At 42.5% G+C, this 14,222-nt stretch carries 13 protein-coding genes; all 13 read left to right on the top strand.

The features are described 5' to 3' along the window. The first annotated feature begins 21 nt into the window (after window positions 1–21). A complete protein-coding gene (sucC, locus tag R2B72_RS05895; RefSeq protein WP_318615444.1) occupies window positions 22–1,182 on the top strand; it encodes an ADP-forming succinate--CoA ligase subunit beta in 1,161 nt (386 codons plus the stop codon). Between the two features lie 18 nt (window positions 1,183–1,200). Further along, window positions 1,201–2,103 (top strand): succinate--CoA ligase subunit alpha, encoded by a 903-nt coding sequence (gene sucD / locus R2B72_RS05890; protein WP_318615442.1) that lies wholly within the window; start codon window positions 1,201–1,203, stop codon window positions 2,101–2,103. A gap of 93 nt (window positions 2,104–2,196) precedes the next feature. Continuing rightward, the gene (dprA, locus tag R2B72_RS05885; protein WP_318615441.1) at window positions 2,197–3,084 is read left to right on the top strand and encodes a DNA-processing protein DprA; all 888 of its coding nucleotides are present in this window, start codon (window positions 2,197–2,199) and stop codon (window positions 3,082–3,084) included. 309 nt (window positions 3,085–3,393) lie between these two features. After that, a complete protein-coding gene (gene topA, locus R2B72_RS05880; RefSeq protein ID WP_318615439.1) occupies window positions 3,394–5,469 on the top strand; it encodes a type I DNA topoisomerase in 2,076 nt (691 codons plus the stop codon). A 216-nt stretch (window positions 5,470–5,685) separates the two neighbouring features. After that, window positions 5,686–6,996 (top strand): FADH(2)-oxidizing methylenetetrahydrofolate--tRNA-(uracil(54)-C(5))-methyltransferase TrmFO, encoded by a 1,311-nt coding sequence (gene trmFO / locus R2B72_RS05875; RefSeq protein ID WP_318615437.1) that lies wholly within the window; start codon window positions 5,686–5,688, stop codon window positions 6,994–6,996. 352 nt (window positions 6,997–7,348) lie between these two features. Beyond that, the gene (locus R2B72_RS05870; protein WP_318615435.1) at window positions 7,349–8,248 is read left to right on the top strand and encodes a tyrosine recombinase XerC; all 900 of its coding nucleotides are present in this window, start codon (window positions 7,349–7,351) and stop codon (window positions 8,246–8,248) included. A gap of 12 nt (window positions 8,249–8,260) precedes the next feature. Then, a complete protein-coding gene (gene hslV, locus R2B72_RS05865) occupies window positions 8,261–8,800 on the top strand; it encodes an ATP-dependent protease subunit HslV (RefSeq protein WP_318615434.1) in 540 nt (179 codons plus the stop codon). After that, the gene (gene hslU / locus R2B72_RS05860; protein ID WP_318615433.1) at window positions 8,800–10,203 is read left to right on the top strand and encodes an ATP-dependent protease ATPase subunit HslU; all 1,404 of its coding nucleotides are present in this window, start codon (window positions 8,800–8,802) and stop codon (window positions 10,201–10,203) included. Before hslV ends, hslU begins: the two co-directional genes overlap by 1 nt. Window positions 10,204–10,290: 87 nt before the next feature. Further along, complete coding sequence (codY, locus tag R2B72_RS05855) at window positions 10,291–11,067, top strand: GTP-sensing pleiotropic transcriptional regulator CodY (RefSeq protein ID WP_318615432.1); 777 nt, start codon at window positions 10,291–10,293, stop codon at window positions 11,065–11,067. Between the two features lie 322 nt (window positions 11,068–11,389). Next, window positions 11,390–11,782, top strand: coding sequence for a flagellar basal body rod protein FlgB (gene flgB / locus R2B72_RS05850; RefSeq protein ID WP_318615430.1), 393 nt, complete (start codon window positions 11,390–11,392; stop codon window positions 11,780–11,782). A 2-nt stretch (window positions 11,783–11,784) separates the two neighbouring features. Further along, the gene (gene flgC, locus R2B72_RS05845) at window positions 11,785–12,246 is read left to right on the top strand and encodes a flagellar basal body rod protein FlgC (RefSeq protein ID WP_318615428.1); all 462 of its coding nucleotides are present in this window, start codon (window positions 11,785–11,787) and stop codon (window positions 12,244–12,246) included. A 23-nt stretch (window positions 12,247–12,269) separates the two neighbouring features. Next, entirely contained in the window at window positions 12,270–12,578 is a 309-nt protein-coding gene (gene fliE, locus R2B72_RS05840) for a flagellar hook-basal body complex protein FliE (RefSeq protein WP_412177799.1), read from the top strand. A 56-nt stretch (window positions 12,579–12,634) separates the two neighbouring features. Next, a complete protein-coding gene (gene fliF / locus R2B72_RS05835; RefSeq protein WP_318615427.1) occupies window positions 12,635–14,212 on the top strand; it encodes a flagellar basal-body MS-ring/collar protein FliF in 1,578 nt (525 codons plus the stop codon). The last annotated feature ends 10 nt before the right edge of the window (window positions 14,213–14,222 follow it).

The raw sequence follows: 14,222 nt of genomic DNA, 5'->3' as shown, positions 1-14,222 counted from the left end.
AGTTCGATTGGAGGATGTAAGATGAATATCCATGAATATCAAGGTAAACAGCTACTAAGAGAATATGGTGTAGCTGTTTCTAACGGCCTTGTTGCTTTCTCTCCTGAAGAGGCAGTTAAAGCGGCGAAAGAGCTCGGTACGGACGTTATCGTTGTAAAAGCACAAATCCACGCAGGTGGCCGTGGGAAAGCGGGCGGCGTTAAGATTGCAAAAAATCTTGACGAAGTGCGTGCTTATGCTGAGGAATTGATTGGTAAGACACTTGTGACTCACCAAACAGGTCCTGAAGGTAAAGAAGTGAAACGTCTTCTTGTCGAAGAAGGTTCTGACATTAAGAAAGAATACTATCTTGGACTTGTCCTTGACAGCGGTACAAGCCGTGTAACGCTAATGGGTTCTGAAGAAGGCGGAATGGATATCGAGGAAGTTGCAGAAGCAACACCTGAAAAGATTTTCAAAGAAGTCATCGACCCAGTAGTAGGATTGACTGGATTCCAAGCACGTCGCATGGCATTCAACATGAATATCCCTACACATCTTGTTAACAAAGCAGTGAAATTCATGCTTGGATTGTATCAAGTATTCGTTGAAAAAGATGCATCTATCGTTGAAATTAACCCGTTAGTTGTAACTGGTGGGGACGATGTACTTGCACTTGACGCGAAATTCAACTTTGATGACAGTGCACTTTACCGTCATAAAGACATTCAAGAGCTTCGTGACTTCGACGAAGAAGATCCAAAAGAAATCGAAGCATCTAAGTATGACCTGAGCTATATTTCATTAGATGGTAGCGTTGGTTGTATGGTAAACGGTGCGGGTTTAGCGATGGCGACTATGGATACAATTAACTACTTCGGCGGCTCACCTGCTAACTTCCTTGACGTTGGTGGTAGTGCAACGGCTGAAAAAGTTACAGAAGCATTCAAAATCATCCTTTCAGACTCAAATGTTAAAGGAATCTTTGTTAACATTTTCGGTGGCATCATGAAGTGTGACGTTATCGCTGAGGGTGTTATTGCTGCGTCAAAAGAAGTAGGTCTTCAAGTGCCATTAGTCGTTCGTTTGGAAGGTACAAATGTCGACAAAGGTAAGGCACTATTGAACGAATCAGGCTTGAACATCATTGCTGCTGACACAATGGCAGACGGTGCGAAAAAGATTGTTGAACTCGTAGGTTAAGAAAGGCAGGGACAAACGATGAGTATTTTTATTAACAAAGATACAAAAGTAATCGTACAAGGAATTACAGGTGCTACGGCACTTTTCCATACACAACAAATGCTTGAATACGGTACGAAAATCGTCGGTGGTGTAACGCCAGGTAAAGGCGGAACTGAAGCGGCAGGCGTACCTGTATTCAACACAGTTGAAGAAGCGGTAAAAGCAACAGGCGCAAACGTTTCTGTTATTTATGTACCAGCTCCATTTGCGGCAGATGCAATTTTAGAAGCAGTAGATGCAAATCTTGATATGACGATCTGTATTACAGAGCATATCCCAGTCCTAGACATGGTAAAAGTGAAGCGCTACATGGAAGGCAAGAAAACACGTCTTGTCGGACCGAACTGCCCAGGTGTTATCACGGCAGACGAATGTAAAATCGGTATCATGCCTGGTTACATTCATACAAAAGGTCATGTTGGCGTCGTTTCACGTTCAGGTACACTGACGTATGAAGCTACTCACCAATTAAGCCAAGCTGGCATTGGTCAAACGACTGCTGTTGGTATCGGTGGAGACCCAGTAAATGGAACAAACTTCATCGACGTGCTAAAAGCATTCAATGAAGACCCTGAGACATATGCAGTTGTCATGATCGGTGAAATCGGCGGAACTGGCGAAGAAGAAGCTGCTGAATGGATCAAAGCAAACATGACGAAGCCTGTTGTCGGCTTCATCGGTGGGCAAACAGCTCCTGAAGGAAAACGTATGGGCCACGCTGGTGCCATTATTTCTGGCGGTAAAGGAACTGCTGCTGAGAAAATTAAAGCACTTAACGCTGCTGGCGTTGAAGTTGCAGACACACCATCTGTAATTGGTGAAACACTTATTAAAGTAATCAAAGAAAAAGGTCTGTACGAAAAGTGTAAAACACATTAATATAAAAGATGCAGCGTGTAGGTATAAGCGCTGCATCTTTTTTTATCTATGAAGTAGGAATGAACTACAATTCCTACCTAAAGGAGGAACTTAATGGAACTGACAAATGCAGAAAAACGTCTACTAGCGCTCCACTATGTATTTCCGGTGCCGTTAAACAGGTTGAGCCGTTTGTATGACAGAGACCCCAATCTCGAAAGGTTGTACACGTACCGGGCGAACGAGCTAGTCGACTTATTGAACATTTCACTAGCCAAGGCCATTCAATTGGCAGAGAATTTACAGCGAAATGCCATGACCCCTTATGATAAGTTATATGAACGGCATACCATTACCCCAATTCCGTTCTCCAATCCCTACTACCCTGACCAGTTACGCATACTTATTGACCCGCCGGCCGTCTTGTATACAAAAGGTGATCAGCAATTATTGAAGAAACCATTTAAAATTGCCATTATTGGCTCACGCAAGGCGACAGTTTATTCGAGAAAGGCTATGTCGCTAATTGTACCTCCTCTTGTAGCGAATGAGGTTGTCATCATTTCAGGACTAGCGAAGGGGGCTGATACAATGGCGCATGAAGCAGCGATTGAATTTGGCGGCAAAACGATTGCTGTCCTTGGACATGGATTCTTTCATCTGTATCCAAAAGAAAATCGATTGCTTGCCGAGGAAATGGTGAAGCATCAGTTGTTGCTGACGGAATATCCGCCCTATGTAAAGCCTGAACGTTGGACTTTTCCGATGCGCAATCGAATTATCAGCGGTTTGTCGAATGCTGTCGTTGTAACAGAATCCACGGATAAAAGCGGCACGATGAGTACAGTTGAACATGCACTTGATCATGGCAAAGATATTTTTATAGTTCCAGGACCCATTACATCGCCGCTATCAGTAGGTCCAAATAAACTGTTAGATGAGGGTGCGAAGCCAGTTTGGAATGGCTTTCAAATCATTGAATCACTCGTTTTGAACCATTAAATAAACAACCTTCTCATTGAAAGCCTTGCTTTATTGTCAAATCTGTTATACATTTTGCAACAGATATTCTTTTATCTTCATTCAGCGGAAAACCTGCTGAACGAAGATAAAGCCTCCGGCGGATGTCACAGATTTTTTAGGGAAGTTTAGGAAGGCAGCCTAAATGCGCGACGTCCTAGAAAGTGCCTTAATTTCTGCAAAGAACGCAGAAATTAAGGCAAATCGAACCCTTCGCTGTTCGATTCGCAATGACACCGGGGCGTAATTGATAGAATAAATAAGGAACCTCTTTAAGGAGGCACACAAATAATGGCAGATTACTTAGTAATCGTGGAATCCCCTGCAAAGGCGAAAACGATTGAACGCTATCTCGGAAAAAAATATAAAGTGCGTGCATCACTTGGTCATTTGCGCGATCTTCCGCGCAGTCAGATGGGTGTCGATACTGAAAATAATTATGAACCGAAATACATTACCATTCGCGGCAAAGGTCCGATTCTGCAAGACTTAAAAAAAGAAGCAAAAAAAGCAAAAAAAATCTTTCTCGCGGCTGACCCCGACAGAGAAGGGGAAGCGATTGCCTGGCACTTGGCACATCAGCTCGGCGTGGACATCGAATCGGATTGTCGTGTCGTGTTTAATGAAATAACGAAGGAAGCTATTAAGGAATCATTTAAGAATCCAAGACCTATCAATATGGATTTGGTTGATGCGCAGCAAGCACGCCGCATACTAGATAGGCTAGTTGGCTACAATATCAGTCCGATTTTGTGGAAGAAGGTAAAGAAAGGCCTCTCCGCTGGACGGGTTCAATCTGTCGCGCTACGACTGATCATCGATCGGGAAAATGAGATTCAGTCATTTATTCCCGAAGAATATTGGAGTATTACTAGCCAATTTAAAAAAGGTAACAAAGAATTCGAAGCGGTGTACTATGGGGATGCAAAGAAAAAAGTGAAGCTGACAAACAAGGAACAGGTCGAAACGATTATTGGTCAATTAGATAAAGATGAATTCGAAATTGCGACTGTCGTGAAAAAAGAACGAAAACGTAATCCTGCTGTGCCGTTTACAACGTCATCGTTACAACAAGAGGCTGCCCGTAAGCTGAACTTCCGAGCAAGGAAGACGATGATGCTTGCTCAACAGCTCTATGAGGGGATAAACCTTGGAAAAGAAGGAAACGTTGGTCTCATTACTTATATGAGAACGGATTCAACGCGGATTGCTGACAGTGCAAAAGAAGAAGCGAAATCATTTATTGAAACAATGTATGGCAAGGAGTACGTGACACAATCGAAAGTGGTTAAAAAAGAGTCTACTAAAACGCAAGATGCGCACGAAGCGATTCGACCGACATCTGTCATGCGTCCACCGGCTGCTATGAAGACAGTGTTATCACGTGACCAGCTGCGCTTATACAAACTGATTTGGGAACGATTCGTAGCTAGTCAGATGGCTCCAGCGATACTGGATACGGTTACGATTGATCTTGTAAACAATGATGTCCGCTTTAGAGCGAACGGTTCACAAGTCAAGTTCCAAGGGTTTATGCAGGTGTATGTGGAAGGCGACGATGATAAGGAAGAAGAAAAGGACCGTATCTTGCCGCCGCTAGAAGAAGGCGAACGCTTGAAATACAGTGATATCGACCCGAAGCAACACTTTACACAACCGCCACCACGATTTTCGGAAGCGAGATTAGTCAAAACGTTAGAAGAACTAGGCATAGGCCGACCTTCAACGTTTGCGCCAACACTTGATACGATTCAAAAGCGCGGCTATGTCACATTGGATGCGAAACGCTTTATACCTACAGAGCTCGGAGAAATTGTTCATCAGGCAGTCAATCAATATTTCCCTGATATTATCGACGTAGAATTTACGGCGCAAATGGAAAAAGGGCTTGATAATGTAGAGGAAGGCAATATCAAATGGGTAAAAGTTATTGATGACTTCTATCAGGATTTTGAAAAGCATGTACAAGTGGCAGACGCTGAAATGGAGAAAATTGAAATTAAAGATGAGCCCGCCGGTGAAGATTGTGAAAAATGCGGGTTACCGATGGTATTCAAATTGGGTCGTTACGGCAAGTTTATGGCTTGCTCTGGTTTTCCGGATTGCCGTAATACAAAAGCGATTATTAAACCAATTGGCGTAACTTGTCCATCTTGTAAAGAAGGGCAAGTTGTCGAGCGAAAAAGTAAGACGAAGCGGATCTTTTACGGTTGCGACCGGTATCCGGAATGTGAATATGTATCATGGGATAAGCCTGTTGCTAGGCCGTGTCCGAAATGTGAACATACACTCGTTGAGAAGAAATTGAAAAAAGGCGTACAAATTCAATGTACGGAATGTGATTATAAAGAAGATGCACAGCAATAAGGGGAAGGCAGTCTAAGAACGCCGCATCCTGCGGCAATAAAGAGGGATGCAATTCAATCCCTCTCCAATGCATGACCCACTTCGTGTGGGCCCAAGCTCCGGGTGCCTGCTGGCCAAGCGACGCGGCGTTCTTTGCCGCATAGCTAGGTTGGCATATGACCCCAAGCATCTGGCGCTCGGAGCTAGACAGTAGGAATGAAGGAAGAAGGTAATAGAATGACTCCTATCGTAAATGTAATAGGTGCAGGACTTGCAGGGAGTGAGGCGGCATGGCAGATTGCTAGCCGTGGAGTAAATGTCCGTTTATTTGAAATGAGACCGGTAAAACAGACGCCCGCGCATCACACAGACAAATTTGCTGAACTGGTGTGCAGTAACTCGCTACGTGCCAACAATTTAACGAATGCAGTTGGCGTTATCAAAGAAGAGATGAGAAAACTGGATTCTCTTATTATTCGAGCGGCGGATGCTTGTGCGGTTCCTGCTGGAGGCGCTTTAGCGGTTGATCGCCATGAGTTTGCAGGCAATGTGACCGACAGTATTCGTAATCACCCGTTTATCGAAATTGTTAACGAAGAAGTGACAGTGCTTCCCGAAGGAATTACGATTATTGCGACTGGCCCACTCACATCACCAGCGCTTGCTGAACAAATTCGTAAATTAACAGGTGAAGAGTATCTTTATTTCTATGATGCAGCAGCACCAATTATCGAAAAAGATTCAATCGACATGGACAAGGTCTATTTGAAATCTCGTTACGATAAAGGTGAAGCGGCTTATTTAAACTGCCCGATGAACGAAGAGGAATTTAAGCGTTTCCATAATGCTCTTGTTGCAGCAGAGGTTGTTCCTTTAAAAGAATTTGAAAAGGAAATTTACTTTGAAGGTTGCATGCCTGTAGAAGTTCTTGCTCAACGTGGTGAAAAGACCTTGTTATTCGGAGCACTTAAACCAGTCGGCCTCGAGCATCCTGAAACAGGGAAACGCCCGAAAGCAGTTGTTCAACTTCGACAGGACGACGCAGCTGGCACTTTGTACAATATCGTCGGCTTCCAAACGCATATGAAATGGGGAGCACAAAAAGAAGTTATTAACCTGATTCCAGGCCTTGAAAATGTTGAAATCGTGCGCTACGGAGTGATGCATCGTAATACATTCATCAACTCACCTCGTGTACTAGATGCGACTTATCAGTTGAAGGCAAACCCGAACATATTCTTCGCTGGACAGATGACGGGCGTTGAAGGCTATGTTGAATCGGCGGGTTCAGGTCTTATCGCGGGCATCAATGCGGCTAACTTAGCCTTAGGCAAAGAACCTATTCTATTTCCGCACGAAACAGCATTGGGAAGTATGGCGAGGTATATTACTGAAGCAGACGCGAAAAACTTCCAACCGATGAATATTAACTTCGGTCTATTCCCAGATCTTGGAGAACGTGTGAAATCTAAAGTCGAACGTGCAGAAAAACATGCAAATCGCGCATTGAGGGCAATTGAGGAATTTCAATCAACTGTATCATCATAAAAAAATAAGTAGATGAAAAGAAGAAGTCCAAGGAAAATATCCTGGACTTCTTCTTTATTTAACGTTAAAGTATCTAACGGACCCCGCTGAAATTTTCAGATATGAACAAAGTGTGTCAAAAATGCATTCTAATCGTAAGAGGTCAGACATCTTGCGAAAAGAAGGTTGCCGTACGCTTATCATATAATGTATAGTGAATCGTGGATGACTTTGGAATTGCTGAATTAGTCACCATTTTGTAGTTTTTTACATGATTTACCACAGTCGAACTTCGTGCAATGTGTTTCACTATTCAAACGACTCGTAATGTTGTTATAATAATAAAGGCTTTTCATTCTGAGGGGTGAACGATATGACTCCGCGACCATCTACCGTCCGTGATGAATACATTACGTATGTACGCTTGGAAAAAAACTATTCATCTTATACAGTGTTAGAATACGAAAAAGATGTCGATGCTTTTTTGACATTCCTAGAGGTTGAAGGAATAACAGATTTGAATGCTGTCGCATATTCTGAAGCGAGACTTTATGTGACTGGACTATATGACAAGGGTTTATCGAGAGCATCAATTTCTAGGAATATTTCCTCTGTGCGTTCTTTTTTCAAATTTGCCAATGCTCGCTATGACATTAACGATAGTGCATTCCGATTGTTACATCATCCGAAGAAGGAAGAACGGCTTCCGGCTTTTTTTTATGAAGAGGAGCTGGAGTTGTTATTTTCGAGCTGTAAAGGGCAAGATAAGAAATCTTTACGCGATTATGCACTTCTTGAGCTACTTTACGCAACGGGTATTCGAGTTAGTGAGCTACTATCCATCAGAATGCAGGATATTGATGATCATTTGGGCATTGTGCTCGTCATGGGAAAAGGCCGTAAAGAACGCTATGTTCCATTTGGTAGTTTTGCACAGTCAGCACTGGATGCTTACCGAGAAAACAGTAGATTAGTTTTGATGAAACAAAAGGAGCATGATAGGTTATTCGTCAACTTGCGAGGCGACCCGCTAACTGATGGGGGAGTGCGCCATATACTAAGCAAGATGATGGAGCGGGCATCACTCCACTCCAAAATCTATCCACATATGATTCGTCACTCTTTTGCAACGCATCTACTGGCAGGTGGCGCCGACATGAGAACTGTTCAGGAACTTTTAGGACATAGTCATTTATCTTCAACGCAAGTGTATACCCATATTACGAAAGAACATTTACGGAAAACGTATATGAATACGCATCCGCGAGCATAGGAGGATGATTGGATGGAATTCCATGCAACGACGATTTTTGCAATTCGTCATGAAGGTTCTTGTGCCATGTCTGGTGATGGGCAAGTAACGGTAGGTAATGCAGTTGTTATGAAGCGCACGGCGAGAAAAGTTCGCAGAATTTTTGGTGGTAAAGTGCTAGCGGGTTTTGCTGGGTCAGTGGCAGACGCTTTCACATTGTTTGAATTATTTGAGGCGAAGCTGACAGAATACAACGGGAACCTTGAACGGGCTTCTGTCGAGCTGGCGAAAGAATGGCGTGGGGATCGGATTCTTCGGAAACTTGAAGCGATGTTACTCGTCATGGATAGTGAACGGTTACTGCTGGTGTCGGGGACGGGAGAAGTCATTGAACCGGATGACGGCATTTTGGCAATTGGTTCAGGCGGCAATTATGCGCTTGCTGCTGGGCGTGCATTGAAGAAGTATAGTGGGCAGTCACTTACTGCTTCAGAGATAGCGAAAGCGGCACTTGAGACGGCTGCAGAAATATGTGTCTACACGAATGACAATATTATTGTGGAGGTACTCTAATGACTAAACGACAAGAACTGACACCGAAGGAATTGACTGCCCATCTTGACCGCTACATCATTGGTCAAGATAACGCCAAGCGGGCGGTGGCTGTAGCGATTCGCAATCGATACAGAAGAAGTCTTCTTCCTGATGAAGAGAAAAGTGAAATCATTCCGAAAAATATTCTGATGATTGGTCCGACAGGTGTTGGTAAGACAGAAATCGCGAGAAGAATAGCTAAGCTTGTCAATGCTCCTTTTATTAAAGTGGAAGCAACGAAGTTTACCGAGGTGGGCTATGTCGGGCGTGATGTCGAGTCGATGGTACGGGACTTAACTGAAGTGGGTATTCGCATCGTTCGTCAAGAGCAGCGTGAAGCTGTGAAAGAGCATGCGATTGTGCTTGCGGAGGAACGATTGGTTGAACTGCTTGTTCCAGAAAAGAAGAAAATGGGTAGTGGTATGCAAAATCCATTTGAAATGCTATTTGGGCAAAAAAATGAGCCGGAAGAGCCTAATTATGCGGAGGTTGCCGAAGTGAAGCGGAAGCGATCTGAAATTACGGCGAGTCTCAAAGCAGGGAAGCTCGAAGAACAAATGGTTACTGTGGAAGTTTCTGCGCAGCAACCTTCTATGTTTGATGCACTACAAGGTTCGGGTATGGAACAGATGGGTGCTAATATGCAAGATGCATTGTCTTCCTTAATGCCGAAAAAGTCAGTGAAGCGTAAGATGAAAGTCAAAGATGCCCGTAAAGCACTTGAGGCGGAAGAAGCTGATAAGCTGATTGATCATGATGAAATTGCTAGACGTGCAATTGAGTTGACGGAGCAATCGGGGATTATCTTTATTGATGAAATGGATAAGATCGCCAGTCGTAATGGTGGAGGTTCTTCAGCGGATGTTTCGCGTGAAGGTGTGCAACGGGATATTTTACCAATCGTTGAAGGTTCAACTATCACGACGAAGTATGGTACAGTAAAGACCGATTTTATTCTATTTATCGCGGCAGGTGCTTTTCACACGGCGAAGCCTTCGGACATTATCCCTGAACTACAAGGCCGTTTCCCGATTCGTGTCGAATTAGAAAAGCTGTCAAAAGATGATTTTGAGCGCATTTTAAAAGAGCCGGACTTTTCTTTGATTCGTCAATATGAAAAGTTGTTAGCGACAGAGGATGTGGTGTTAGATTTTACGGATGAGGCAATTAGCAAACTTGCGGAAATTGCGTTCGATGTAAATGATAATACCGAAAACATTGGTGCGAGACGACTTCATACAATTTTGGAGAAATTACTTGAAGAGTTATCATTTGAAGCGGCGGATATCGGACCAGCAACGATCAAGGTAACACCAGCTTATGTCGATGAAAAGTTGAAAAACATCGTAAAAAACAAAGATTTGTCACAATTTATACTTTAATAAAATCGTTTTAGTTTATTTAATGATTGAAAACCTTTAGAATATTCTTTAAACACACAAGCAACTATACCAAGGAGGAAACAACAAATGTCATTGTTAATAAAAACTCGTGAAATTAATGCTATGCTTCAAAGATCAGCAGGTAAGCCGGTAAACTTTAAGGAAATGGCTGAAAAGCTCAGCTCAGTTATCGATTGTAATGCATTCATCGTCAGCAGGAAGGGGAAATTGCTTGGTCTAGAAATTCATCATCAAATCGAGAATGATCGTATGAAGAAGATGTTTGAAGATCGTAAATTCCCGGAAGAGTATACAAACAGATTGTTCGAAGTAAGAGAAACGTCTTCAAACTTAGATGTGAACAGTGACCACACAGTATTCCCGATTGAAAACCGTGAGTTGTTCAAAGAAGGCTTAACGACAATCGTACCGATCATTGGAGGCGGCGAGCGTCTTGGTACGCTAATTTTGGCAAGATTGAAAGAAGAGTTCCAAGAAGACGATTTGATCCTTGCAGAGTACGGCGCAACGGTTGTTGGTATGGAAATCTTACGTGAGAAATCAGAGCAGATTGAAACGGAAGCTCGTAGTAAAGCAGTTGTTCAAATGGCTATTAATTCACTTTCTTATAGTGAGCACGAAGCAATTGAACATATCTTTAATGAGCTTGATGGCAATGAAGGTCTACTCGTTGCATCTAAAATTGCGGATCGCGTAGGTATCACGCGCTCGGTTATCGTTAATGCACTGCGTAAACTTGAAAGTGCTGGTGTTATCGAATCTCGTTCACTTGGGATGAAAGGTACTTACATCAAAGTGCTGAATGGCAAATTCCTTGAAGAACTTGAAAAACAAAAATCATAATAATGCTTCAAGAGACGCTTTTTCCTAATTCAGGGAAAAAGTGTCTCTTTTTGCATGCGGTGAAACTGAGGTGCATTTAGTTGATAGATTAGGACTAATGGATATATATCAATTTTATTTAATAGGTCTATACTCCTTTGTTTAATAATGTTGAGATATATCGAAGCGCAAAAAGGTTGTTTAGGACTAAAAGATTATACCTATATTTAATAGACAAAATTCGCTAGCATCCGCTACAATAAGAGTATGTGTTGAAAAAGAAAGTTTGGAAAGAAATTATATAGTTTGAGTTATCAAAGTATAGGGAATACGGGGTGAGAAGATGAATATTTTCGGAGGGACGATTTCACATTTGGAACGTGGTTTGGATTTTTCCGCCACAAAAGGGAAATCGATATCGCAAAATATAGCAAATGTCGACACGCCACACTATAAAGCGAAAAATGTCAGTTTCAAAGAAGTGTTTGCGGATGTAAAAGCAAATGCACTAGAAGCTTATCGGACAGATGCGCGTCATATTGCATTCAAATCAAACGGGACGCACCCTGGCGTTTTTAGTTATTCGAACTTGCGCTACCGCCACGATGGTAACGGGGTGGACATGGATAAGGAGCAAGCTGATCTTGCGGCAAACCAGATTTATTATAATGCACTTGTCGACCGTATAAATGGGAAGTTCAATTCGTTGCAAAATGTTATTAAAGGAGGCCGTTGACGTTGACGATATTTCATAGCTTGAACACATCTGCATCCGCATTGACTGCTCAACGTATGCGCATGGATGTCATATCATCTAATATGGCGAACATCGATACGACAAGAGGCAAAATGGTTGATGGAGAATGGCAGCCTTATCGTCGGAAAACAGTTACGCTTCAACCGCGTGAAGGGCAATTTTCATCGATGTTAAATGCCGCGATGGGCAAACGAGTAATAGGATCAGCAGGATATGGTGTGACGGTTTCAAGGATTAAGGATGATACCGACACACCATTTAAAATTGTCTTTGACCCTTCGCATCCTGATGCGAATGATGAAGGCTATGTTGAAATGCCAAACGTTGATCCGTTACGGGAAATGATTGACCTAATGTCCGCTACACGTTCTTATGAGGCGAATATTACTGTGTTAAATGCTAATAAATCAATGCTTATGAAAGCACTTGAAATCGGGAAGTAATGGATTTGGAAGGAGATAATCAAGTGGCTATACAATCTATTTTTAATGTGGCACCAACAGCTGGATTGCTGAAGATGGATACGCAAGTGAAACCGACCCCGTATGAAGCACAACAAAATTTTGGCAGCTATTTAAAAACAGCAATCGACAATGTTAACACGAAGCAATTTGAATCAGACGTTATGACACAAAAACTTGTGATGGGCGAAAATGTCGAATTACATGATGTCATGATTACAGCACAGAAAGCAACGATTGCTTTAAACGCAACGATGGAAGTACGCAACAAGGTGATAGAAGCCTATCAAGAGATTATTAGGATGCCTGTCTAATTGGGTACATCGTGCGAGTAGATAGTCGAATTATGTAAGCTGACCGGGGGATTACAATGAATGAACGATTGGCGAAAATCAGAACAGATTTAAAAGAGTTCTGGACGGGTCGCACAAAAAAACAAAAAATTACATATGTGGTTTCTGCCGCGGCTATCATTTTAATCGCCGCCTTCTTGACGTTCTATTTGTCTAGGACAAATTATGTGACGCTCTATAAAGATGTATCACGAGCAGAAATCGGTCGCATTAAAGAACAGTTAGATAGCCAAGGCGTATCAAGTAAAATCGCACCAGGTGGGTCGGCGATTCTTGTACCACAAGAGCGAGTCGATGACTTACTTGTTTCCTTAGCTGCGGAAGGATTTCCGTCTTCCGGAGCACCTGGCTATGCTTTCTTTTTTGAAAATGCAGGGTTTGGAACGACAGATAACGAGTTCGATATGATTAAATTAGGGGCTACACAAACGGAACTTGCCAACTTGCTTAAAGGAATCGAAGGCGTGCAAGATGCAAAAGTTTTGATCACGTTGCCGAAACAAGGCGTTTTCATGAATGATACTACGCAGAATGCAACTGCATCGGTCATGTTAAAAACAAATCCGGGACATCAGTTCACAGAGTCACAAATTACTGCACTTTATAATCTTGTATCGAACGGTGTATCCAATTTATCGAAGGAAGATATCACTATAGTCAATCAGTACTCTGAGTCCTTTGATTTAGCAACGACTAGCAATACATATGGAGCAAGTATCACTGATCAGATGACAGTTAAAAAGACGATTGAACGCGATTTACAACGCCAAATACAAATGATGCTTGGCACAATGATAGGGCAAGACAAAGTCATTGTATCTGTAACAACAGATATCGACTTTAAGCTTGAAAACCGGGAAGAGAATCTCGTTTTGCCCGTAGACGAGGAGAGTATGGAAGGAATTGCACTCAGTGTTCAACGAATTACGGAGACCTTTACGGGGGATGGGGCGTTAGCTGGCGGCACGCCAATGGCAGAGGATGGAACTGATAATGCATCGTTACAGGAAGGAACAATGTCAAATGGGGACTATGAGCGACTTGAGGAAACGGTAAACAACGAAGTAAACCGTATTCGAAAAGAAATCGTTGAAAGTCCATACAAAATTAGAGATATCGGAATCCAAGTAATGGTAGATGGTGATGGCGATACTGTACCTGCAGAATTGAAGGGCGAGATTGAAAACATCCTTAAAACAATCGCACGCACATCGGTTGATAAAGAAGCTGCAGGATTGAATTTCGAGGAAGATTTGGATAATAAAGTCATCGTTTCAGTTCAGCCATTCAATGGTAGTGCAGACCCATTCGCAGCACCACAAACTGTTATTCCTTTATGGGTTTATATTGTAGGAGCTGTATTACTGCTCATTATTGGTGTTCTAATCTTTATGTTCTTCCGTAGTAGACGGAAAGCAAGAGAAATGGGAGAAGAAACAATTATCGAAGAACAGCTTGCCACATTTGATGTGGATGATATCAATTCAGAACTTGAAACAGAGGGAACTGTCCGTAGAAAACAACTCGAGAAAATGGCGAAAGAAAAACCAGAAGAATTTGCGAAGCTATTACGTACATGGATTGCCGAGGAATGACGGAGGGATG

The sequence above is a fragment of the Sporosarcina sp. YIM B06819 genome (assembly GCF_033485175.1).
Lineage (GTDB): Bacteria > Bacillota > Bacilli > Bacillales_A > Planococcaceae > Sporosarcina.
Note: the sequence above shows the minus strand (reverse complement) of the source record. Positions and strands in the feature narration are given on the sequence as shown.

Bases quoted from the DNA above. Each gene is read 5' to 3' on its own strand.
- codY (WP_318615432.1), top strand. From the start codon at position 10,291: ATGTCATTGTTAATAAAAACTCGTGAAATTAATGCTATGCTTCAAAGA.
- hslV (WP_318615434.1), top strand. From the start codon at position 8,261: ATGGAATTCCATGCAACGACGATTTTTGCAATTCGTCATGAAGGTTCT.
- flgB (WP_318615430.1), top strand. From the start codon at position 11,390: ATGAATATTTTCGGAGGGACGATTTCACATTTGGAACGTGGTTTGGAT.
- dprA (WP_318615441.1), top strand. From the start codon at position 2,197: ATGGAACTGACAAATGCAGAAAAACGTCTACTAGCGCTCCACTATGTA.
- sucD (WP_318615442.1), top strand. From the start codon at position 1,201: ATGAGTATTTTTATTAACAAAGATACAAAAGTAATCGTACAAGGAATT.
- fliF (WP_318615427.1), top strand. From the start codon at position 12,635: ATGAATGAACGATTGGCGAAAATCAGAACAGATTTAAAAGAGTTCTGG.
- topA (WP_318615439.1), top strand. From the start codon at position 3,394: ATGGCAGATTACTTAGTAATCGTGGAATCCCCTGCAAAGGCGAAAACG.
- R2B72_RS05870 (WP_318615435.1), top strand. From the start codon at position 7,349: ATGACTCCGCGACCATCTACCGTCCGTGATGAATACATTACGTATGTA.
- hslU (WP_318615433.1), top strand. From the start codon at position 8,800: ATGACTAAACGACAAGAACTGACACCGAAGGAATTGACTGCCCATCTT.
- sucC (WP_318615444.1), top strand. From the start codon at position 22: ATGAATATCCATGAATATCAAGGTAAACAGCTACTAAGAGAATATGGT.
- trmFO (WP_318615437.1), top strand. From the start codon at position 5,686: ATGACTCCTATCGTAAATGTAATAGGTGCAGGACTTGCAGGGAGTGAG.